General features: G+C 53.9%; 21 protein-coding genes. 9 read left to right on the top strand and 12 right to left on the bottom strand.

Translation table 11 applies throughout. The features are described 5' to 3' along the window. Window positions 1-124: 124 nt before the first annotated feature. Both HMPREF2958_RS07965 and HMPREF2958_RS07960 read left to right on the top strand, forming a co-directional pair. Window positions 125-808, top strand: a complete 684-nt coding sequence (locus HMPREF2958_RS07965; protein WP_070697594.1) for a 5-formyltetrahydrofolate cyclo-ligase — start codon at window positions 125-127, stop codon at window positions 806-808. A 151-nt stretch (window positions 809-959) separates the two neighbouring features. After that, window positions 960-1,166, top strand: coding sequence for an FmdB family zinc ribbon protein (locus HMPREF2958_RS07960; RefSeq protein ID WP_004005195.1), 207 nt, complete (start codon window positions 960-962; stop codon window positions 1,164-1,166). 36 nt (window positions 1,167-1,202) lie between these two features. On the opposite strand, the gene HMPREF2958_RS07955 is transcribed toward HMPREF2958_RS07960, so the two are convergent. The 5 genes from HMPREF2958_RS07955 to HMPREF2958_RS07935 all read right to left on the bottom strand — a co-directional run bounded on the left by HMPREF2958_RS07955 (window position 1,203) and on the right by HMPREF2958_RS07935 (window position 8,593). After that, window positions 1,203-1,478 carry an ATP-binding protein gene (locus tag HMPREF2958_RS07955; RefSeq protein ID WP_070697593.1) on the bottom strand — a complete coding sequence of 92 codons (276 nt, stop codon included), beginning with the start codon at window positions 1,476-1,478 and terminating at the stop codon, window positions 1,203-1,205. A gap of 46 nt (window positions 1,479-1,524) precedes the next feature. After that, the gene (locus HMPREF2958_RS07950; RefSeq protein ID WP_070697592.1) at window positions 1,525-5,352 is read right to left on the bottom strand and encodes a DEAD/DEAH box helicase; all 3,828 of its coding nucleotides are present in this window, start codon (window positions 5,350-5,352) and stop codon (window positions 1,525-1,527) included. Between the two features lie 143 nt (window positions 5,353-5,495). After that, window positions 5,496-5,951, bottom strand: a complete 456-nt coding sequence (locus HMPREF2958_RS07945) for a hypothetical protein (protein ID WP_004005199.1) — start codon at window positions 5,949-5,951, stop codon at window positions 5,496-5,498. A 3-nt stretch (window positions 5,952-5,954) separates the two neighbouring features. Next, entirely contained in the window at window positions 5,955-6,854 is a 900-nt protein-coding gene (locus HMPREF2958_RS07940; RefSeq protein ID WP_070697591.1) for a MurR/RpiR family transcriptional regulator, read from the bottom strand. 95 nt (window positions 6,855-6,949) lie between these two features. Beyond that, the gene (locus tag HMPREF2958_RS07935) at window positions 6,950-8,593 is read right to left on the bottom strand and encodes an alpha-glucoside-specific PTS transporter subunit IIBC (protein ID WP_004005202.1); all 1,644 of its coding nucleotides are present in this window, start codon (window positions 8,591-8,593) and stop codon (window positions 6,950-6,952) included. A 355-nt stretch (window positions 8,594-8,948) separates the two neighbouring features. Between HMPREF2958_RS07935 and HMPREF2958_RS07930 the strand changes: the two genes are divergently transcribed. The 3 genes from HMPREF2958_RS07930 (at window position 8,949) to HMPREF2958_RS07920 (ending at window position 13,694) form a co-directional block, all read left to right on the top strand. Then, a complete protein-coding gene (locus HMPREF2958_RS07930) occupies window positions 8,949-9,842 on the top strand; it encodes an endonuclease/exonuclease/phosphatase family protein (protein ID WP_070697590.1) in 894 nt (297 codons plus the stop codon). A gap of 83 nt (window positions 9,843-9,925) precedes the next feature. After that, entirely contained in the window at window positions 9,926-11,731 is a 1,806-nt protein-coding gene (locus HMPREF2958_RS07925) for a glycoside hydrolase family 13 protein (protein WP_070697589.1), read from the top strand. 130 nt (window positions 11,732-11,861) lie between these two features. After that, window positions 11,862-13,694, top strand: a complete 1,833-nt coding sequence (locus tag HMPREF2958_RS07920) for an alpha-glucosidase (RefSeq protein ID WP_048751928.1) — start codon at window positions 11,862-11,864, stop codon at window positions 13,692-13,694. Between the two features lie 214 nt (window positions 13,695-13,908). Here HMPREF2958_RS07920 and HMPREF2958_RS07915 read toward each other — a convergent pair whose 3' ends face one another. From HMPREF2958_RS07915 to HMPREF2958_RS07900, 4 genes are all read right to left on the bottom strand, one after another. Then, entirely contained in the window at window positions 13,909-14,070 is a 162-nt protein-coding gene (locus HMPREF2958_RS07915) for an alpha/beta fold hydrolase (RefSeq protein WP_239661979.1), read from the bottom strand. Between the two features lie 94 nt (window positions 14,071-14,164). Continuing rightward, a complete protein-coding gene (locus HMPREF2958_RS07910) occupies window positions 14,165-14,635 on the bottom strand; it encodes a methyltransferase family protein (protein ID WP_048751895.1) in 471 nt (156 codons plus the stop codon). 37 nt (window positions 14,636-14,672) lie between these two features. Continuing rightward, window positions 14,673-15,377 carry an aspartate/glutamate racemase family protein gene (locus tag HMPREF2958_RS07905; protein WP_048751893.1) on the bottom strand — a complete coding sequence of 235 codons (705 nt, stop codon included), beginning with the start codon at window positions 15,375-15,377 and terminating at the stop codon, window positions 14,673-14,675. A 168-nt stretch (window positions 15,378-15,545) separates the two neighbouring features. After that, window positions 15,546-16,184, bottom strand: coding sequence for a nitroreductase family protein (locus HMPREF2958_RS07900; protein WP_070536805.1), 639 nt, complete (start codon window positions 16,182-16,184; stop codon window positions 15,546-15,548). A gap of 129 nt (window positions 16,185-16,313) precedes the next feature. Between HMPREF2958_RS07900 and HMPREF2958_RS07895 the strand changes: the two genes are divergently transcribed. Then, a complete protein-coding gene (locus tag HMPREF2958_RS07895) occupies window positions 16,314-16,661 on the top strand; it encodes a winged helix-turn-helix transcriptional regulator (RefSeq protein ID WP_070628277.1) in 348 nt (115 codons plus the stop codon). 170 nt (window positions 16,662-16,831) lie between these two features. Here the strand turns inward: HMPREF2958_RS07895 and HMPREF2958_RS07890 are convergent, their stop codons facing one another. The 3 genes from HMPREF2958_RS07890 to HMPREF2958_RS07880 form a co-directional block, all read right to left on the bottom strand. Continuing rightward, window positions 16,832-17,572, bottom strand: coding sequence for an SDR family NAD(P)-dependent oxidoreductase (locus tag HMPREF2958_RS07890; RefSeq protein ID WP_070536809.1), 741 nt, complete (start codon window positions 17,570-17,572; stop codon window positions 16,832-16,834). A gap of 256 nt (window positions 17,573-17,828) precedes the next feature. Continuing rightward, on the bottom strand, window positions 17,829-18,182 hold the full coding sequence (locus tag HMPREF2958_RS07885) for a hypothetical protein (RefSeq protein WP_070697588.1): 354 nt from the start codon (window positions 18,180-18,182) through the stop codon (window positions 17,829-17,831). 35 nt (window positions 18,183-18,217) lie between these two features. Beyond that, a complete protein-coding gene (locus tag HMPREF2958_RS07880; protein WP_070536812.1) occupies window positions 18,218-18,649 on the bottom strand; it encodes a MarR family winged helix-turn-helix transcriptional regulator in 432 nt (143 codons plus the stop codon). Between the two features lie 345 nt (window positions 18,650-18,994). Here HMPREF2958_RS07880 and HMPREF2958_RS07875 point away from each other — a divergent pair, with 345 nt between their 5' ends. Genes HMPREF2958_RS07875 through HMPREF2958_RS07865 form a run of 3 tightly spaced genes read left to right on the top strand, consistent with a single transcriptional unit; the run spans window position 18,995 to window position 21,145 of the window. After that, window positions 18,995-19,687, top strand: coding sequence for a hypothetical protein (locus HMPREF2958_RS07875; protein WP_070536813.1), 693 nt, complete (start codon window positions 18,995-18,997; stop codon window positions 19,685-19,687). 10 nt (window positions 19,688-19,697) lie between these two features. Then, entirely contained in the window at window positions 19,698-20,426 is a 729-nt protein-coding gene (locus tag HMPREF2958_RS07870; protein WP_070697625.1) for a hypothetical protein, read from the top strand. Continuing rightward, on the top strand, window positions 20,423-21,145 hold the full coding sequence (locus HMPREF2958_RS07865; RefSeq protein ID WP_070697587.1) for a uracil phosphoribosyltransferase: 723 nt from the start codon (window positions 20,423-20,425) through the stop codon (window positions 21,143-21,145). Before HMPREF2958_RS07870 ends, HMPREF2958_RS07865 begins: the two co-directional genes overlap by 4 nt. Window positions 21,146-21,159: the final 14 nt, after the last annotated feature.

The raw sequence follows: 21,159 nt of genomic DNA, 5'->3' as shown, positions 1-21,159 counted from the left end.
TTCGTGCAAGAATTTAAAAATACCCCGCTGCACCTTTGCAGGTTAGGCACTATAAGAACCCGCCGAGCATCACACTAGCCACACAGCATTATCGCAATGGTGAAAGTACTCACCCAGGAGAACCATGAAACCCGAGCCCAGCACCGTATCCGCCCCGCACGAGAGCAATGATGCACCCCACAGCAAAACTTCCGAAGATATCGCCCTCAACAAGCAGATACTGCGCTCCCAAATTCGCCCGCAGCGCCTAATCGCCAAAAACGCCCGCACAGCGGCGGAACACGAGCAGATGACACAGCAGTACCGCGACCATATTCTTTCGCTGATCCCCAAGGACGCGCAGGCGCAAACTATCGCGGCGTACCTGCCCACCGCCTCCGAACCTCCCATCACCGCAGCGCTTCACGACCTGCACGCGCGCGGGCACCGCATCCTGGTGCCCGTAGTACGCCCGGCACGCACTCTCGCTTGGGTTATTTGGGATCCGCACGTGGAGCATCCGCTCAATGGCTTGGGCATTGCCGAGCCCGAAGGCGAAGAGTATGACACCCAAGCTTTTGTTGCCGCCGATCTACGGTTAGTTCCGGCACTCGCCTATGCACGCAACGGCCGCCGTCTGGGGCAGGGCGGAGGCTACTATGACCGCATCATCCCTGCCCTTTCGGCAGATAAACTGCGTGAGAGCACCGTAGGCGTGGTGTTTTCCCATGAAGTGCTCGAAAGCATTCCCTACGATGAATGGGATGCCGTGCTCCCCCGCGTGCTGACCGAGACCGGTATAGAACCCCTCGGTAATTCCGCGCTCTAGACCGAGAACTCAAGAACATTTTGCCTGCGCTAAGCCCCGCGCGGCACGCCACCCAAGTCGAAACCGGGTGAGGTTCGCGGTACACTCTATACGCAACACACGGCAGCCGCCGCGCTCGCGGCTGCCCTAGGATCTGTCATTCAGGAGAACCATGCCGGTCTACGTTTACCAGTGCAAAAACTGTGGGCACGCTTTCGAGAAACGCCAGTCGTTCAGCGAGGACGCCCTGCGCACCTGCCCGCAATGCGGTGAAGACACACTTCGCAAACGCTTCAACACCGTGGGCGTCGTCTTCAAAGGATCCGGGTTCTACAGCACCGATAAAGGTTCCAGCTCAAGCTCGTCTCAAGCAGAGTAGTCACCCGAAGAATCGTTCCCGCCCCGTACTGCGGCATTAGCCCCAGTGCGGGGGTTTTTGTTCGCGCATCCACTCTAGGCGGGCGCGTTCTTCGGGGGTCAAATGCTCCTGCGCCGAGCCGCGGGCATGCCGTAGGTTTCCTCGATTCGCGGCTGACTTCCCGGAGGTCTCTTTGCGTGCAGGCGTTGGCGTATGTGCGTGAAGCGGTGCGTTCACGCCCGCGATGCGCGGCTCGTCCCCTGCTAATGCGCCTCCCCCGCTGGCGCGTCGATGGCCTCTGCGCGGTTTCGGTGTTGGAGAATACTCACCCATAGAGTCGTCCTTTCAACTCTGCGCTGCTGGGAGGGTGCAGAAGCTTCTAGTCTGCATATATGCCCAAATACCGTAGGATGCGCGCCACCACTGCCTCGGGATCGGCGAAAACCTCCAAGGTGTTGAGGGTTACGTAGTTCCAGCCCGTGCGGCTCAACCTTTCAGGAACCAGGCGAGTATGCTCACGCACGCTCTCGGTCGTGTAATCAAACAGCACATCCGACCCCACCATGAGCGGCATCCGCTGTGCGCTCTCCTGTTCAGATTTGGTGTGAATGAGCTGTTGCGGTGCCAGCGCGATAAAGGCGATCTCGTCTTCGCCGGGCCGCACCCGAACGCCGCGTTCGCGCAGGCGTGCTACTGCATCGTTAAGCAGCCAGTCCTGAGTTACCGGGTCGGTTGGCTCATCCTCAGTCTCTAACCAGGCGTTAGACGCAAGAACGTCCTCACGTGGAGTCTGTGCCGCAATCTGCTGCTGGTTCTCCTCATAGGCGAGCATCAACCGGTACAGATCCAGCGCACCCTCGTGGAGTTTCTGCGCGTTCATATCGGCTGGGCTCACGCAGCTGACAATATGCGTGGCGCGCCGTGCGCGAGTGAGCCCCACTACGAACCCTTCACGACCGTGCGGGCCCGACAGCAGCCCCAGATTATGGGAGCTCTGCCCCAGCCGGGCACGCCCCACACCCAGCGAAAAAATAACGGTATCGCGTTCCAGCGACCCCGCGCGGTTCACATCCACCACCCGGAAAGACTCGGTACCGGGCTTGAAAAACTCAGCAAGCTGCGGGTACGTATTCAAGGCTTGGCGCACCGCCCCGGCAATCCGCTGGGCGTGCTTCGGGCTCGCCGTCACCACCGCCAAAGAACGTTCGGGGCGGCGGTAGGCGTGCTCAAGCACCAAACGGGTTACACGGTCCACTTCAACGCTCGGGGATTCCAGGTTCGCGTTATCGCTCACCTTCCCGCGCGTATCAATATACTCAATACTCAGCGTGCTCACGGGCTTGCGGGATGCCGGGCTCACCGGAATTTCGCGCAAGTGAGACCCATAAAATTCCCGATTCAGGTAGTCGAAAAGCACGCGGTCAAAGGGACGGTGCATGAGCGAGAGCGTGCGGTTCGGAAGCAGACGTGAAAGCGCCCCAAAAGTGCTCTCCAACCGGTGAGAATCCGATGCTGGTGCACCCGAGGTTGGCGCCGAAACAATAAACGGCGCAGGGAACCCGGCATGAGGATCGCCCACAGCAATTACCTGATCCGCGCGCGTAATCGCTGGAAGGTTAGCCGCCAGCGGGGTGGACTCAGCATCCAGCAGGATAACCGTATCAAAACGCATCGACATGGGAACCCGGCGCGCCAGCGAAAACGGGCTGGCCGTCCATAACGGCAGCAAAGTACGCGCCATGACCGGGGCATTCACCAGAAGCGATTCGAGATCAAACTCACGGCCGCGCAGTTGACTCTTCAGATACGAAGCCTGCTCGGGGAATTCTTCGATACGTTCCGTCCACAACCGTGCCGTATGCGCCAGCAAACGCGCCTGGGCGCTCGACATATGGGCGTAGTCCGCACGGCGGAAACGAGCCTCAATATCGCGCAGCTCGTCGCCGTCAAGAATTTTTTCGGCGTGCTGCTCCAGAAGCTCTTCAAGCGCAGACTGCCACCACGCAAGTTCGAGTTCCGGTGTCACCTCGGATGCGTTTGCCTCACGCTCACCCAGCTCGTCCAGAAAATCGCTCAGACCCGCATTCGTGAGCCGCCCTAAGAGTACGTCACGTTCGGGCAGGCTCATGAGCACTTCGCGGTCGGTGAGCAGAGCATCCAGGCGGGCTTCGAGCTGGTCAAGATCCGTATGCACAAAGTCGACGCCTTCGGCGGTATCGGGGAGTATGATCTCAAGCCCCGAAAGCTCCGAGCCCAGCGAGTGCAGGGCGTTCGCCAAAGCATCCAGGTTCTCGGGAATCTTCGGGGTGCTGGGCGAATCAAGAAGCCGAATCCACTCGGCGCGCTCGGTCTGCACAACTTTGAGGTGTTCATGCAGATCGCCAATATGCACTCCCGGCAAAATATACTCTTTTGCCGCTCGACGCAGGCGCGAACGCTGCATACTGCTCATGTCGATACGGTTTTCCCGTCGCCATGAGCCGGATGCGGTAGCCGCAATCAGGTCGGTCACCGGGCGGTCGTACACCTCTGCCCGGAAGCGTTTGAGGGTTTCCCGAATGCGAATCAGAATAGCAAGCTGCGCATCCCAATCGGCTATAGTACGTGCCCGGCGCAGATGCAGATCCGCGTTCATGGCGTTCATCGCCTCGCGCAGGGAAAGAAGTGAGGAACGCAGGGTAATGACGAGGGCGTAGGCGTCCGCCGCCTCGTCTTCGTTGAGCAAACGGGCACGATGCCAGGGCGAGGTGCGAGTCGCGCGTGTGAACCCGTTCAGCTCCGCAAAACGCACAATATCGGCGGTAATGGCTTCGCGGTCTTGCAGGGTATCAAGTAGCTGACGGCTAAAACGCACCTGGGTCTGCGGCGCGCTCTCCTCAGAGGCGAGTTGGGCCACTCGCTGCAAGGCTTCACTGATAGAAATATGCCACAGCGGGTCGCGCGCCGTCAGTGCATGAGTGTGATCTGTGAGCGCCGTGCGGGTTTCGATCAGCTCACGATTAAGGTTTGTGGAATTAGGCTCTGCGGTATTCTCGTTACGCACGATAGCGCGAATAAACTCGGTTCGCTGATCTTCGGCAGTGTGTTCTGCCAGCAGATCGTAGCGCAGATCGTTAAGCCCGGTGCGTCCCAGAAGCTCGCTAAAGGATGCGAGGGTCGAACGTTTTTCTCCCACGACCAGAACCGATTTTCCGCGCCCCATCAGGGTTGAGGCAATATTTACGGCGGTGCGTAACGGTTCTGTTCCGGGCGCTGCGGTCACGGTCATCGAAAATCCGCTGGCGGCGGTATCAATAATATTCTGCGCTACGGGGTCTGCATCGAACAGCAGCGTTTCTTGGGCAGGATCGCGCTGGTTGAGGGGCTGCAGCAGGTTGTGCGCGTTCATCTCGCGCGGCTGCGCACCGGGAACTTTGAGCGCCGCAAGATCACGCACGAGCGGGGTAAGCGCGGTGTGCGGAAGCTCCCCCATGCTTTCCTTCAGGTCTGCAAAGGTTGAGATAAAATACTTTGATTCTATGGTCATCCCTGGAATACGCCCGGCGGAAGCACGCATCCGCTCGATCACGGGTTCAGGATCCAGGCGTGACATTGAGTTGGCGAGCTGCGCAACATCCATAGTGCCCAGGTCGATCTCATATTCCTGTTTGATTTGGCGCACCATCGCGGGGTTCAGGCGTGCAGAACCAGCTAGCTGCAGCTCAAAATCATCGCTCCTCGGATGCGGCGTCAGGTTCAGCGGTGCCATCAGAATTGGCGCGATAAACCGCTTTTCAGAGGCTTTGGCATCATCGCGCATCGCATGCGATAACCATGATGCGGTGCCCGCCACAAAATACCCGGCATCGAGCCCGTGCCCGGTCGAGAGCTCATAAATTTTGGTGCGCAGGGTACGCGCGGCACGCATCTCATGTCCCAGCAGAGACTTATCGCGAATCAGGGTGGAAAGACGTGTTTTGCGTCCGGCCAACAGCTGCGCAAGCCCGGAAGGGTTAGCGTCACTGAGATTGATGTGTACATAATCGACCTGGTTGAAGTCGAGCATCGCATCCGGCCCGGTATACACGTCCATCTGCTGCGCCCAGCGTTCAAGACCCGCCGAGGGGTCGAAAGCGGGTGAGCTGGGATCCAGGTATTCCGGCTGGAATTCGGCGCCGCGGGGTTCCTTGGCAGCGGTGTTCTCCAGTGTATCCGGGGTTTCGTTCACAGTGTGCTCGTCCTTGGATGATTCGTGGTGAGTGTGGGGATAATCTTACATAACATCATACGGAGGCTCTAGCTAATTCCCGTGTAGCCGGTGTACTTTTCCATGGGTTAGGCCAGGGAACGGGCGTTTCTCGCGTACCGTTATCATGCCGACCAGAGGCGTATATTTGCGAAAAGTACGAGAAGGGTTACCAGCCCGAGGAAAATCATCGAGGCGATAAAAACCCATCGATAATTGGGGGCGAAGGGTTCCTCAGGAGCCTCGCGCAGTGCCCACCAAAGGAAGAACGCAAGCAGGGCACCGGGCAGGTTCCCTGCAAACACCAGCATCACCAGGGTGTAGAAGGCAATCATGCGTTCGGTGTGTTCATTCTCGCTCGCAGCAAACTTGAGTAGTCCCGCGAATAGAATCGATAGGCACCCGTTCAAAAATGCTACAGCATAAAACGGAATATTGATCGCAGCTTTGAAATCCAAGCCGGAGTTGGCGGCGCCTAACAGAATCCACGCAAAGAGCGCCAGGGGCATGATAATGAGATACCAGAAAAGGTATCGACGCATTTTCTGCGGATTATTGATAAGTTCGAGGATTGCGATCACGGGCTAGGTCTCCGATGGGTCTGTGTGCTGCCGATCGATAGCTGCTGCACCAGCTTGGGCACGTATACCGGCGACGTCGAGTGCCCCGGTTTCGGCGCTAAATTCAGAACTTTCAAGAACCTGCGCTGTTTTGGTGGAGTTGCCGCGCTGTTGGGTTTCAACATGGTCTATATACCGGCGCACAATATAGTCCAAAAGCACTGAGAGCGCCACGAACGAGTGGTAAGGCTTGCGCTGGGTACTCAACTGGGTGGGGGTGGTTTGGTAGTGCAGTGAGTACTCGGCGTAGGAGGACATAAAGTTCACGCCAATAGCGGTAATTGCGATCATGGGGATTTTCCGCAGTGCTAGCATTTTGACGTGTTCGCGCATATTTTCAGTCTGTCCTGAGAAGGAGACAAGAATCACGACATCGTCCTGATTCATAGCGCTCATGGTGCTTTCAAATTCATTGCGTGCAGGAATCACATGGCAGAATTTGCCGCAGACCTGCATAGACTTAGCAAATTCTTGTACCGCGTTTCGTTGCGCGTACCCGGTTCCGAAACAGTAGATTGTGCGCGCCGTATGAAGTTTCCTCAAAAGACCGGAAAGCTCCATATGTTCCAGGTAATCATAGGTGCGCAAAATATCTTCGCGGCCGCTTTCGATAAAACGCGGGTTATAGGGTTCCGACTTCGTCAGGGAAGATTTAATGAAGTATTTCAGCTCGGCAAAACCCGAAAAATTGAGCTTCTTGGTGAGCCTGATAATGGAGCTGGTTGAAGTGTAGGTCTTGTGCGCGAGGGAGTTGATAGTCGCCTCCGCAACAAATTCTTCGTTTTCAAGCATGAACGCCAAAATATCGCGTTCGGTATCGCTGAACCTGTGTTGGTTCGCGTTCACCACATCTTGTAAATCCACTCAAAAGCTCCTGAATCGAAAACGCGCAATACATAAATATTACAACGTCTTCGATTCAGGAGCTCAGTAGGTTTCCCTAGAAGGTGAATATAACCTTACTCTTTGGTGTTCACCATGGTTTCAAAACGCTCGCGAACCTGCGGAACGTCCATACCCACAATCACCTGGAATGCCTTGCCCTTGCGCACAATACCGAGGGCTCCGGCATCCTTGAAGGCGGCATCCGAAGTATCAACCAGGGATTCATCCGCCACCGAGACACGCAGGCGAGTAGCACAGTTGTTCACCGTGGTGATGTTATCGGCACCGCCAAGCAGTTCGAGGAATCCTGCCGCACGCGGGGCATACAGATCTGCATCGCCAGCGTCATCTGCGGATGCGGCCCCCTTCTTCTCGGCTGCCTTCGCGGCCTTGTATTCGGCCTTCGAGTACAGCTTCGTTTCGCCGCCCTCAGCCTCGCGACCCGGGGTCTTGAAATCGAACTTCAGAATGAGGAATCGGAAGAGCAGGAAGTAGATGACGGTGAAGGACAGACCCACGCCGATCTGCATAAGGTAGGTAGGCCAGTGGTTCTGCCACAACGGAACCCAGTTGAGGAAGAGGAAGTTATCAAGCAAACCACCGCCCATGTTGCCTGAGAGGCCAAGCATGTACATGATCGACGCCATCGAAGCTGCCAGCACCGCGTGAACAGCAAACAGCGGGGGTGCCACGAACAAGAAGGTAAACTCCAGCGGCTCGGTAATACCGATCAGCATTGCGGTGAGGGTCACCGGGATCAGCAGGGCGAGAACTTCTTTACGCTTCTCACGGCGTGCCGTGGTGTAGAAGGCGGCCGAGATACCGAGGGGCGCGAAGATCTTCGAGTTACCGTGCAGTGCGAAACCGCCGCCGGGGAAGAGCTCGCGCAGAGGCTTATCGCTCTTGGCAAATTCACTGATGTGGGTCGGCCAATCCTTCACGATACCGTTCGGGGTCACAGCGTTACCGAACATGAACGGCGAGTAGATGAAGTGGTGCAGGCCGGTTGGAATCAGGATGCGCTCCAAGAAGGTGTAGATCCACACGCCTAACGCGCCGGAGGCGATGAAGAAGCCCTGCATGCTTGCGATACCATGCTGAGCGTAAGGCCACAGCCAAGCGAAGATAAAGGCGATGGGCATCATCAGGAAGAAGCAGATCGCGTAGACGAACTGGGTGCCCTGGAAAATACCGAGGAAGTCGGGCAGCTTCTTATCGAAGTATCGGTTATGGACCCACACCACGATCGCGGAAATGATGATAGCGCCGAAAATACCGGTATCGATTGTCTTAATACCGGCGATAATTTTCAGGCCGGTACCGTAAGAATCCGAGTTATCCAGAGAAATAGAGGTGTTGTAATCCAGCTGGAAGAATCCCGAACCGCCTTGGCCCCAGAAATTCAGCATACCGGCCACCAAATAGTTGAAGGTCAGATACACCATACCGGCTTCGAGGACGGCACGAGCGTTTGCGGTCTTTGCGAGCGCAATCGGCAGGCCCAGCACGAAAAGGAGCTCTATTTGCCGGAAAACGGTCCATGCGCCGTCAAGCCAAACAGTCCACGCTTGGTACCAGAAGGTATCTTCGTTCGCGAGATCGCCAACAATATTTGGGAGGGTGGCAACGGTGCCGATACCGACCGCTAGGCCAGCGAAGGCGAAAAGAAGCACGGGCGCCAACATGGCGGACCCGAACCTCTGAATTTTTTCCATCATAAGGCTGACGCCCTTTCTGGTTGAGAGTGAGCGGGCGCCTAGGTGTCTGCCGTGTGTTGGCTAGGAGTTACCGCGCGATGCGCCCGCGCGTGTTGTGTAATGTTTTATTTAATAGCAATATCATGTCATCTTTTACGACCTAAAACCTCCTTGAGCGGGGTTTTTGGCATAGTTTTTCAGAACCCGAAACATGTCCCAGTACCGGGTAAAAGTATTGGTGTTTCCGGTGGGTATTTTGCTGTGTTATTGACCATGCAAATGGTTAGCATATAAAAGTAGTTTTCCACCGACATTTTCACGAAGTGCAGAGGGCGATAGCCACGTGTTCCCCCTCGCCTTTATATTTCTAGAGACGATGCGTTTTCTTACTCTTAACACTCACAGCTGGTGTGAGCCTCACCAGATCGTTAAAATTCACGAGCTTGCCCGTTTCATCGCCCACCATCGGGTTGATGTTATTGCGTTGCAGGAGGTGAATCAGTACCTGCACTCCCCTATTGTGGATACGCCACTGGGGTACCAAGGCGGGGCCGGTATTCCTATCCGCGAGGATAATTATGCACTTCTGCTCGTGCGATTCCTGGCCGATTTAGGGGTTCAGTACGAATGGGCGCTGACCGAAACCCATATTGGATGGGAACGGTATGACGAATGCGTAGCTGTACTTTCTCGTATGCCTATCGAACGCATCGAACCTATTGTGATGAGCCCGCAGTATGACTACGATCGGGTTGAGCGTAGGTCTTCTCTCGCGGTTCGGGTTGGTACTGATGCGGGTTCCGTGTGGTGTGCAAGCACCCATATGTCGTGGTGGGATTTTCAGGGCGAACCACTTTTCGCACAGGAGTTTGCGCGGCTTTCGCAGGCTCTCACCGAGTGCGGTCAGGGTGCGCCCGTTCTGCTGGGCGGCGATTTCAACACGGCGGCGCAGGCGCGTGGCGAAGGGTACGATCTTGTGCTTTCTTCCGGCCTGGTGGATACCCGTGAGATCGCCGAACGTACCGATGGTGAGTTCACCGTGCATCGTGGTATTGCCGGGTGGGAAGGGCAGGAGGAAGCCAAGCGCATTGACTTCGTATTTGCCGACCGCGCGGTGAAGGTACTTTCGCATGCGGTGGTATTCCGCGATAATTCTCCTGAGGCGATTTCCGATCACAGTGGCGTGCTGGTGGAGCTTGACGAGTTGAGTTTCGAGCCCACTGCCCGGATGCACCCCGTGCAGCTGCCGTCGCAGGTACAGCCCGGATAGTAAGGCGTCTCCAGGGTGCCGCAGCTTAGCGCGTTCCCGCCTCCAAACTTTTATGTGACATGTATTCCGTGGAAGGACAGCTCATGAAAACCGAAATTCAGTGGTGGCAACAGCCCGTTGTGTATCAGATTTACCCGCGTTCCTTCAACGACTCCAATGGCGACGGCATCGGCGATCTGCCCGGTATCACCGAGAAAATCCCGTACCTGGCGAAGCTGGGTATAGATGTTATCTGGCTTTCCCCGATTTACGCCTCGCCGAACGACGATAATGGCTACGATATTTCGGACTATCGGGCGATTATGACCGAGTTCGGCACAATGGCTGACTTCGACGAGCTGCTGGCGACCGCACATGAGCACGGCATCAAGCTTATGATGGATTTGGTGGTGAACCACACCTCGGATGAGCACGAATGGTTCCGTCAGGCACGTTCTGCGAAGGATAACCCGTACCGCGACTACTATGTGTGGCGTGACCCTGCCGGGTTTTCCGAAGACGGCACCCCGATTCCGCCGAATAACTGGATTTCCTGTTTCTCACCATCGGTCTGGGAATGGGACGAGGGCACTCAGCAGTTCTATCTGCACTATTTTTCGGTGAAGCAGCCCGACCTCAACTGGGAAAACCCGAAAGTACGTGAAGAGGTCTACGACATTATGCGGTTCTGGCTTGATAAGGGTGTCGACGGTTTCCGCATGGATGTTATCAACCTGATCTCTAAGGATCTTTCCTTCCCGGATGACCCCGCCGTCACCGCTGGAGGGCTAGATAATTCTCTGGCGGTGGCCGCGAACGGTCCGCGCGTGCACGAGTTCCTGCGCGAGATGAACCGCGAGGTGCTCAGCAAGTACCCGGTGATGACCGTGGGTGAGACTCCCTGCGTGAGCGTGGAAGATGCCGCCCTGTACACAGGTTTTGACCGCCACGAACTGCAGATGGTGTTCCAGTTTGAGCATATGGATGTGGATGCCAGCGCAGGCGGCGCCACCGGCAAATGGTCGGATACTCGTTTTAACCTGGTGGATTTGAAGAAGGTTCTTACCCACTGGCAGACGGGGCTGCACGGTCGCGGATGGAATTCGCTGTACTGGAATAACCATGACCAGCCGCGCACGGTTTCACGTTTCGGCAATGACTCCCCCGAGTTCCGTGAGGTCAGCGGTAAGATGCTCGGCACGGTTCTGCATATGATGCAGGGAACCCCCTACATCTATCAGGGTGAAGAGCTGGGTATGACCAATGTTTTCTTCGACTCGGTAGACGACTACAACGACCTTGAAATCCATGATTCCTGGCGTAAATACGTGGTGGAGTCCCAGCGGGTTAGCCCCGAGGATATGCTGCGGTACATCAGTGCTTCGGGTCGAGATAACGCGCGAACACCCATGCAGTGGGATGCGAGCGAAAACGCGGGCTTTACGACCGGCACCCCGTGGCTGAAGGTGAACCCGCGGTATACCGACATTAACGCCGCCGAAGAATTGGCGAACGATGATTCTATTTTCTATCACTACAGCGACCTCATTCACCTGCGCAAAGAGCACCCCATCGTGCTCACTGGCGAATACCGTGTGCTCAACCTCGAGGATGAGCAGGTGTACGCTTACCTGCGTGTGAATTCAGCGGAGGATGCCGCCGTATCCGGCGAGCGCGCCCTGCTGGTGGTTGCTAATTTCACCCAAGAAACACTGTCTTTGCCCTATGCAGACGGTCAGCTCGCTTCCTTGGCGCTCAAGAACCCGGGTGTGCTGAAAATTGAGGAGCTTGCGGCCATGGGAGAAGCGCCCGAACTGATCAGCTCAAACTACCGAAATGAGCACGGCGAGTTCACGGACGAAGGCACCACTCTGCGACCCTATGAGGCAAAAGTGTATCTGTACCGGTAGGGCGTAGAGTGCGCGGCGAGTGGCGCGCTGGCGCATCCTGACTAAAAATTTTACAGACATACCTGCGGCAATGCGGCTTACGGGGTTCCCCACTAAGCCACACGACGCAACCCTTAACGAAAGGCTTCTGATGAGTAGTGAAACCACGACTGAAGAGCGTGCGGTTCCTTCCTACGCCGGGCGGCAGTGGTGGAAGGAAGCGGTGGTCTACCAGGTGTACCCGCGTTCCTTCAACGACTCTAATGGCGACGGTATCGGCGACCTGCCCGGTATTACCGAAAAAATCCCGTACCTGGCGAAACTGGGCATTAATGTTATCTGGCTCTCCCCCGTGTTTGATTCGCCGAACGTTGATAACGGTTACGATATTTCCGACTACTTCGACATTATGAGCGATTTCGGAACAATGGAAGATTTCGATGAGCTGCTGGCGACCGCACATGAGCACGGCATTAAAATTCTGATGGATTTGGTGGCGAACCATACTTCGGATCAGCATCCGTGGTTTGTGCAGTCTCGTTCCTCAAAGGATAACCCGTACCGCGACTACTACATTTGGAAAGACCCCAACGGGTTTGATGAGAATGGCGCCCCGATTCCTCCGAATAACTGGGCTTCCGAATTCGGTGGCTCCGCCTGGGAGTGGGATGAAGCCACGCAACAGTTCTACCTGCACATTTTCTTCAAGGAACAGCCCGATCTGAACTGGGCGAACCCGAAGGTGCGCGAAGACCTGTATGCGATGGTGCGCTGGTGGCTCGATAAGGGCGTGGATGGTTTCCGGCTGGACGCCATCAACATTATTTCTAAGCCCGAAGGTTTCCCGGATGATCCTTCCACCGATTTTGAGAAGCATACGTCGTCGATCCCGTTTGTGATTGCGAACGGCACGATGGTGCATCCGTGGATGAAAGAGCTCAACCGTGAGGCGTTCTCGAAGTACGATGTGATGACCGTGGGCGAAACGAGCGCGACCAGCCCCGAGGACGCGAAGCTGTGGGCGGGCTACGATGCGGGCGAACTGCAGATGCTCTTCCACTTCGACCACATGGGCGTCGATAACGACCCCGAAGGTTCGCTGGGCGGCAAGTGGTCGTATGCGCCGTACAAGCTGACCGAGCTTAAGCGCATTCTGAACGAGTGGCAGACGAAACTTGAGGGCAAGGCGTGGGGTTCGCTGTACTGGAATAACCACGATCAGCCACGCGTGGTCTCGCGATTCGGCAACGATTCCCCCGAATTTCGGGTACTTTCAGCGAAGCAGTTGGGAACCACCTTACATTTTATGCAGGGAACCCCCTATATTTATCAGGGTGAGGAACTTGGGATGACCAATGTGCGGTTCGAGTCGATCGACGACTACCGCGACGGCGATTCGATTCGTTTCTACGAGGATATGCATGTGGATCATCAACGACTCAGCCATGAGGATGCGATGCGCGCCATCTACATTAAGGGTCGCGATAACGCCCGCACCCCCATGCAATGGGACGACTCGGCGAACGGTGGGTTCACGAACACGGGAGTCGAGCCGTGGCTGAAGGTGAACCCGAACTACCCGCAAATTAATGCGCAGGCTGCCCTAGACGATCAGGATTCGGTGTTCTACCACTATCAGGAATTAGCGAAGCTGCGCCGCGGTGAGCTCAAAGATTTGATGGTGTACGGTTCGTTCGCACCCGTAGATTCGGTTGAGGTTCCGCACTCCGAGGATGAGGCAGTGTACGCCTACACCCGTACCGGCGGCCCGGACGGCACCGACGCGAACCAGTCCCTGCTCGTGGTTTCTAACTTTACGTCTGATTCGGTGGAGCGCACCTTCTCGCTGCTGGATGATGCGCGTGCAGCCGGAGCGTCCGTCGAACTGGTGCACTCCAACTACCGGGATGACACCGGCGCCCTGACCGATGCGGGCACCACCCTACGCCCCTACGAAGCGAAGGTCTACCGTATCGTGAAGTAGGTTATCCTCTGTTCCCAACTCGAATAACGCAGCTTTGGGCGTATTACCCACCCTCTAGGGTCTCGTAATACGCCCAAAGCTGCATTATTCAGAGTTCAAAGACGTTTTGCGCATGTCCAGCCGATACTGCTACTCCCGCCGATTACCGGAAAGTATTGTTCTCAAAGCGCTTCTCGGGGTTCATTTTTATAATGTTCGTTCAGTATGACAAGAGTTACGATTCGACGAAGTCGCGCACTATATCCACAAACCGTTCGGGGCTCTCTTTCTGAACCCAATGCTTATGATGCTCAAAAATTTCGACCCGTGTATTCGGCATAGAAGCGGCTGCCTGCTTCACATCCCCGACTTTGACGCCGGGGTCCTGAAAAGACACACATACGATAGTGAGTCCCCGAACCATTCAGGGTTTCGGTTGGCAGGATGTATGTACGTAAGCTAGCCATACACAAGTTTTGGCAGGTGCTGGGCTATACCCAGCGCCGCACCCGCTGGCGGTACTGCCGGTATTCTGTACCGAACTTCTGGGTGAGAACCCGCTCTTCGGGAATAATCTGGAAACGCGTTATCCAGGCGACGAAAAGCACCACCCCGAGCACAGCCTGCACCTGCCACAGCCACACCGCCCACCCGGTAAGTATGCAGGCCATACCCAAGTACATGGGGTTGCGGCTTAAACGGTATATTCCGGAGGAGACAATGTTTACGGTGCGTTCGGGGGCGAACGGGTTCACTGTGGTGCGGGCACGTCTAAATGACAGCACCCCCACCGCGTCCACCGTTAGGCCGAGTACAACCAGTGCAAGGGCAGGAACCAGCAGCAGCGGTGGTCTTCCTGTCAGCGGCGGCATCCCGCAGATGAGCCACATCAGTGAGGCGCACAGTGCCCCAATAAGTGGCGGTGGAACTTTATATTCAAGGGCTGCAGCTAGTCTTTTCATGAGGAGCAAGTTATTTATTTCGGTCAAGAAGCGGGGTTTATGCGGGAAGCGGCGGCGCTAACACTGCCTCTACCGCCGCGAGCGCGTGAATGGTGGTGCTGTCAAAGACCGGCAGCGGGGTCTTGTCCGCTTCTACTGCCAAGCAAAGTTCGGTGCACCCCAGGATCACGCCTTGGGCGCCCTGCTCCTTCAGCCCTGTAATGACCTGCTGAAGATACTGCACGGCTTCAGGCTCGACGCATCCCAAACACAGCTGCTCAAAGATGATGCGGTTAATCTCTGCCTGTTCCGGTTCGGCCGGCACGATCGTCTGGATTCCTTGCACCGCCATGCGCTCAGTGTAGAACCGGTCGCTCATGGTGAAGGTTGTGCCCAGCAGCCCCACCCTCTGCAGCCCTTGCTCTCGGATGGCGGTGGCGGTGGTGTCAACTACGTGCAGTAGCGGTACGGTGGTGGCACGCTCTATCGCGGGGGCACCCTTGTGCATGGTGTTCGTGGCCACCAGCAGCAGCTGCGCACCCGCACCCTCAAGTTTTGTGGCGCTTGCCACCAGCAAAGCCCCAGCGGCTTCCCAGTCACCGCTTTTTTGCAGGCGCACGACTTCCTCAAAATCTACACTGTGCATCACGATGTCGGCGCTGTGGTTGCCTCCGAGGCGGCGGTTGACTTCACGGTTAATGATCCGATAGTACAGGGTGGTGCTCTCAGGGCTCATGCCGCCGATAATGCCTAGAGTTTTCACGGTGCACGCTCCTTTTGTGTCTTCTGGCGGGTATTCCTCATTGTAGGGTGAGCCCTGTAACCCCGTCTATAGAGAAGGTTTTGCATTCAAAATGCATATAGAATGTGCAAGATACTTCTGAATAGAAAAGCGGCATCCCACCATATACGGGGCGGCAAATCGGAGATCTTAAGGTTGCTCTGAGGGAGGGGCATTCCACACCGTTACGCGCTCCGCCTCATGCCGTAAAGTACGATGTCCTTCTCGTGTTCCGGAGCCTACAGCAATCATCATAATGTCAAGATATCGGCTTGGCAGGCGCAGCATCTCACGCAATTCTGCACGCTGATACCCCGTCATAGGTACCGTATTCCACCCGGCTTCCTGCGCCGCCAACATAAAAGTCATCGCCCAGAGCCCGCAGTCTAAACCTAAAAATTTCTGTATTTCCTGCTCGCTACGCGGCTCATAAAATTCAATAGCGGCGCGGGTCAGCCTCTCACAGATTTCTTGGGAGAAGCATCCAGCAATATATTCTTCGTGATGTATTCGACTCAAATTATCCGCGCAGTATGCTTGTCGATCACCCAGCAGAATCAACACGGCCGATGCAGTCATAATCTGCTGCTGGTTATACGCAATAGGCAACAGCTTTTCGCGTGAATGCTGCTCGGTTACGATCACAACCCGCCACGGCTGCGAATTATTACTGCTGGGAGCCTGGTTAGCAAGATCAATAAGACGGTATATTTCCTCGTGGCTTATCAGGCAGGCCGGGTCAAAATATCGAGTAGAGCGACGGTCACGTATAAGGTCTTGCAAAGTCATGGGTAACATTTTCTCTTCGGGTGATTACAAAATTCAGTATAATGTACAAAAAATGCATTAAAACATAACTTACTTATAGGTTCTATACATACTTTTAGGTAAGTTTTAAGTATTTACGGTAGGTTTTTAATGAAAAAAATTTCTGCAATAGAGATGGCAATGAATCTGGTGGGAGGCAAATATAAGTGCCTCATTCTCTACCACTTGAGCGGTGGGGCAAAACGCACCCGCGATCTACTTCTGCTACTTGAAGGGATCAGTTCAAAAGTGCTAACTGAGCAGCTCCGTCAGCTCGAAGAAGATGGGCTCATCGAACGCACTGTATATGCGGAAGTACCACCAAGAGTGGAATACACACTAAGCGCGGAAGGGCAAACATTTCTACCGGTGCTACAACTCATGTGTGATTGGGGATGGGAATACGACTCTAGGCATCAAGGTATTGTGAAACCTTGTACATCACGCATAATTGAGTAAAAATATAGATATTCATATAGCTAAAAATCTTCGTCACACTTTTCGATCAAAAAATGCCTTTATGTGAATAATGCGTTAGAAAATGTTTTATTCACATAAAGGCACTTTTTAGCGCTTACCGAGGGCTAAACAGCTATGCACGTATTCACGCACCGCCTAGCAGCAAAACACTACTGCATGATCAGACCGCCGTCTACCGTATACGAGCTGCCGGTCACGTAGCTGGCCTCATCAGAGAGCAGGAATAGCGCGACCGCGGCGGCTTCACGCGCATCGCCCACACGTTTGAGGAGAACGGCCTCGGCAAGCCGTTCCTCGAATTGGGCGCGCATCTCATCGGGAAGAACCGACCGCAGGTTGCTCGTAATCGGCCCGGGAACCAGGCTATTCACCCGAATATTGCGCGGTGCAAGCTCGGAGGCCCATCCACGCGCCGCCGCCAGAATAGCAGCTTTTGTTGCGGCATAGGCAGAGACTATAGGCGCTCCCTCATAGGCCGCCGTCGAAGACGTCACTAGCACCGAACCACCTTCCTTCACATATGGAGAAAGCGCGCCCATTTGGATCATCGGTGCCACCACGTTCACCTTAAATATCTGGTCGAGAGTCGCCTGATCCATCTCTTCCAAAGGACCTCCGGCTGCGTATGCGGCGTTGAGCCACAAACCATCCAACGCACCGGCTCGCTCCACCACAGGCACGATGCGCTCCAAAGTGTTGCCATCTGAAACATCATCCAGAACGGCGGTAGCGTGATCGCCCAGCTCGGCTGCTGCAGCCTGCACATGGCTTTCGGTGCGGCCCGTAAAAATAACGTGTGCACCCTCTTCGATCAGACGTTTTGCGCCCGCCAAACCAATACCGCTGCTCGCGCCGGTAATCAGAATGGTCTTGTTTTCAAAGCGTTTCATGGGTTTCCTCCTCGTTTTTATGTTCACTCGATGACTAGATTCACGAAGTATTTGGGAGTACAACGCTCTTTTTAACACTACAGATTGAGGACAGAAATACCTAGAGTTTTTACTTAGAAGGACCGAGTGGTCAGAGTACATTCGGAGCAGGTTTCCTCTGTGATGCACAGCTCCGCGTCCCAGTACCGCTGGCTGAGCCGGTGCACATGGGGGCGCATATCCTGCGGGCAATCCTTCCCTTCATTGAGGGCTATCCCTATACGCCCGGAACCGAAAATGCGACGACCGTATGGACTGCCGCGCTGAGCGAGGGGAAGAACACCATGCCCCATTCTTTGCGGGTCCAGCCGATAAATGCATCACCCGCCTGTACGACCGCAAAAGTCACAAGAAGCAGGGCGACGGCACCGCCTCGAAAATAGAAGGGTGCAATAAGAACGGCTATTCCAGCCGGTATGGCGCGCACAGCATACATGTATACGTAGAAACGAGTATTAGCGTCAACGGAAGAAGCGTGAACCATAAGCCCGGGGCGGCACAGAGCCAATACCGCACTGGCGATTGTTACGAGTGCAGAAATAGTATTTATAGTTAGCAAAACGGGATTCATATCTAAGTCTCCGTCGGTAGCTTTTCGTATTTGTTTTATTCCTTAATTTGTTCAGATAAAACATCGAGAACTTCAAGAGCGGCAATAACAGATTCATACTGATGTACCCCGCTCCATTGCTGAACCTGTTGGCGCCAACGTTTTCGGATTTCCGCTAATTTCTGCTCGCCGTGTTCGGTCAAGGAATACCGCGGGGAACGTTTATGCGCGGGATTTTCGACGGACATAACCAGCCCCTCATCCCGCAGGAGGTTGAGCTGCTTTTGCACACCCTGCCGGGTTATTCCCATACGTTCGGCGATTTGAGGAGAAGTACTCGGTTCTTTCGCCATCGAGATTGCACCTAATACTTGCCAGCGTGCAGTTGTGAGACCGCTTTCGGCGGCGAACCGGTCTCCCCATGCGGTGAGTGTTCCGTTCACACGGAAGATCTGCACCACGAGTTCACTCAGTAATGAAGCATCCATTTTTCCTCCAGCGGCAATTATGACAACCAGTTTACACATATGACAACTGGTTGTCAATGACTGACGCGAGGGCTCATTAAGACAGAACACCATAAAGGACAAACATACAGAGCAGGAGTAAAAACTTACAGCAGGAGTATGGACCCCTCTCCCAAAGAAAATCTGCGCTCCTGATTTACTATCACCTAAAGAGGCACCCCTAATGAATAACCCTCAACAAGGCGTTAGAATCCTAATGCTTTTAGATAAAGATTATTTTTCTTGTTAGATAAATTCAAAAATGTTTTTTGAGAATATTCAGGGAGCTTCCACAGAATACCCAGGCTATAAGCTTAGGGTGAATCCATGACTATTGATGAGAACTTTCCAAAACCTGAGCATGGAACGATCCAGGCTCAAGATGTTCATGAGATAGAGAAAGAATCTGAAACGGATTCGGCTGAGAAGCAGAATTCGTTTCCTCCTGCTCTTATAGCTGTGCAGACCATAAGGACTGCTCTTGAGTTCATGTTAGTAATGCCATTACTCCCTTTGCTCACTATTGGTCTTGGAGGTTTCCTTCTCTTCCTGCCTTTTGGTTTGCATTTTATTTTGCAAGCTGTGGCATGGTCACGGGCAAAGAAAGAAACTCGGATCGCTTGGATTGTAGGAATCAACATTTATAGCCTGATGATTGTTGCGCCTATTGGTGCTTTCTATACGTGGTTCATGATGAAGCTGCAGGTGGCAGCTCCAGACATAACAGGTGTTGATATTGGACTATTATGGTGGTTTCTAGGTGCCTGCGTTCTTGAAGCTGTTATCAGCATCGTCATGATCGTCGTGATGAATGTAATCAAGAGGAATGATCTTCGTGATTTTCAAGGCAAAAGGATTACTGTCGCTAAACCTCGAATATATGCCGATACTCTACACGGTTCTCAGGGAAGGGTGTACGAGTTGGTTGATGATTCAACACCTTTGAAGGAACATCGTAAAGATTTAAGCGTTGAAAATCCCCGGCAGCACGTTAACGTTAGGTCGCAGAAGAAAGATTAGGGTGAGCACTATGAGCACCGATAAGAATTTTCCGATAGTTAATGATGAGTTTGCTATAGGCCGGGCTCAAAACGTTCATGAAATAGAGAAAGAATCTGAGGCAGATTCGACTGAGAAGCGGAACTTGTTTCTTTCTATCTTTATAACTGTGCAGATTATTAGGCTAATGCTCGAAACCACGCTTCTCCAGGGCGTGATGATTTCCGCCCTTCCCAATGATTCTGGTTATGTTGATTTTCGAGTACTTCTTCTTACGCTCATCCTTTTTTCGCCCTTTATCGTTTATATTCTGCTGCAAACTGTGGCATGTATAAAGATGATTCGGGGAACCAAAACCGCATGGGTTTTGGGGACAAACATCTATAGTCTGCTCATCGTTGCGCCCCTTGCTGCTTTTTATACATCGTTCGTTATAGAGGTGACGGCTTCAAATGTCGATATCCGACCATTACAGTGGATGCTAGGTGCCTGCGTCCTTGAAGCGATCATGAGTATCTTCACGATTATTGTAGTGAGTATATATAACTGGAAAAAGAAAAAACTATCCTCTCATAATAAAAATATGGATACTGATAAACGCCCAACGCCAGATAATACTTTATCTGGTTTCAAGAATGCAATATACGAAACGGATGATTTAAAAACCCTGAAGAAGCACCATGAAGATCCGATTGTAGAAATTCCTTGGCAGCACGTTAACGTTAGGTCGCAAAAGCAAAATCAGGGTGAACAGCAATGAGCACCGATAAGAATTTTTCAACCGCTGATAATAATGACCCGCAGCCTCCCGTGGAAAAGCAAAGTACATTGGGTAATAATCCGGAGAATGCCCATCAAGAGCCTAAATATACACAGCTGTATGGTGTAGAAGGCGCAGACGGTAAGATGTCCTTGGATCCCCAGGCGTCCCGGGGGTCTCAGGGCGCTGAGGGAAAGGAAGAGCCTCATAAACGCATATCACAACAGTTTGATATAGGTCCCAACACCCGTGAGCCTCTTCTCATAGCACAGGCCATCAGGAATGTTCTAATTATTATTCCTGTGCTCATCATGCTGGTTGTTTTTGTCTGTGTATTCATTAACGTTTTGGTATCTGCGCCCAGTGGATATGATGATCTTATCTTGGCGGGTATGTTTATTATTGCCGTTATTGCACTTCCTTACATGATTCACGTTATCTTGCAGGTTGTCGCGTTTATGCGGTTTAGGAGATCAGTCAAGTTTCGGTGGATACGAGGCGCCAATATTTACGGCCTTATTGTTGCCCCAGTCTCCGAGGTTACCTATGTGCCGTTTATGCTAGTGCAGATTCTTGATCCATCTTCATCTACCGAGAGCTCTTTTACAATAGTGGGGGTTATAGTAGCCCTCTACGAGGTTATTTTGGGCATCTTAATGATTGTTGTCACGACAAATAGTATTAAGAAGACCACCCAGCTTTCAGGACAAAAACACTGAGGGGCATTCATTAG

The sequence above is a fragment of the Rothia sp. HMSC036D11 genome (assembly GCF_001814205.1).
Classification (GTDB): Bacteria; Actinomycetota; Actinomycetes; order Actinomycetales; family Micrococcaceae; genus Rothia; species Rothia dentocariosa.
The sequence above is the reverse complement of the archived record's forward strand: the minus strand, read 5'-3'. Positions and strand labels throughout refer to the sequence as shown.

Excerpts from the sequence above, each read along its gene's own strand:
- HMPREF2958_RS07955 (WP_070697593.1), bottom strand. The coding sequence starts at position 1,478 with ATGGGTGAGTATTCTCCAACACCGAAACCGCGCAGAGGCCATCGACGC.
- HMPREF2958_RS07880 (WP_070536812.1), bottom strand. The coding sequence starts at position 18,649 with ATGGATGCTTCATTACTGAGTGAACTCGTGGTGCAGATCTTCCGTGTG.
- HMPREF2958_RS07910 (WP_048751895.1), bottom strand. The coding sequence starts at position 14,635 with ATGAAAAGACTAGCTGCAGCCCTTGAATATAAAGTTCCACCGCCACTT.
- HMPREF2958_RS07875 (WP_070536813.1), top strand. The coding sequence starts at position 18,995 with ATGACTATTGATGAGAACTTTCCAAAACCTGAGCATGGAACGATCCAG.
- HMPREF2958_RS07865 (WP_070697587.1), top strand. The coding sequence starts at position 20,423 with ATGAGCACCGATAAGAATTTTTCAACCGCTGATAATAATGACCCGCAG.
- HMPREF2958_RS07890 (WP_070536809.1), bottom strand. The coding sequence starts at position 17,572 with ATGAAACGCTTTGAAAACAAGACCATTCTGATTACCGGCGCGAGCAGC.
- HMPREF2958_RS07870 (WP_070697625.1), top strand. The coding sequence starts at position 19,698 with ATGAGCACCGATAAGAATTTTCCGATAGTTAATGATGAGTTTGCTATA.
- HMPREF2958_RS07930 (WP_070697590.1), top strand. The coding sequence starts at position 8,949 with ATGCGTTTTCTTACTCTTAACACTCACAGCTGGTGTGAGCCTCACCAG.
- HMPREF2958_RS07965 (WP_070697594.1), top strand. The coding sequence starts at position 125 with ATGAAACCCGAGCCCAGCACCGTATCCGCCCCGCACGAGAGCAATGAT.
- HMPREF2958_RS07960 (WP_004005195.1), top strand. The coding sequence starts at position 960 with ATGCCGGTCTACGTTTACCAGTGCAAAAACTGTGGGCACGCTTTCGAG.
- HMPREF2958_RS07900 (WP_070536805.1), bottom strand. The coding sequence starts at position 16,184 with ATGACTTTGCAAGACCTTATACGTGACCGTCGCTCTACTCGATATTTT.
- HMPREF2958_RS07920 (WP_048751928.1), top strand. The coding sequence starts at position 11,862 with ATGAGTAGTGAAACCACGACTGAAGAGCGTGCGGTTCCTTCCTACGCC.
- HMPREF2958_RS07925 (WP_070697589.1), top strand. The coding sequence starts at position 9,926 with ATGAAAACCGAAATTCAGTGGTGGCAACAGCCCGTTGTGTATCAGATT.
- HMPREF2958_RS07895 (WP_070628277.1), top strand. The coding sequence starts at position 16,314 with ATGAAAAAAATTTCTGCAATAGAGATGGCAATGAATCTGGTGGGAGGC.
- HMPREF2958_RS07935 (WP_004005202.1), bottom strand. The coding sequence starts at position 8,593 with ATGATGGAAAAAATTCAGAGGTTCGGGTCCGCCATGTTGGCGCCCGTG.
- HMPREF2958_RS07885 (WP_070697588.1), bottom strand. The coding sequence starts at position 18,182 with ATGAATCCCGTTTTGCTAACTATAAATACTATTTCTGCACTCGTAACA.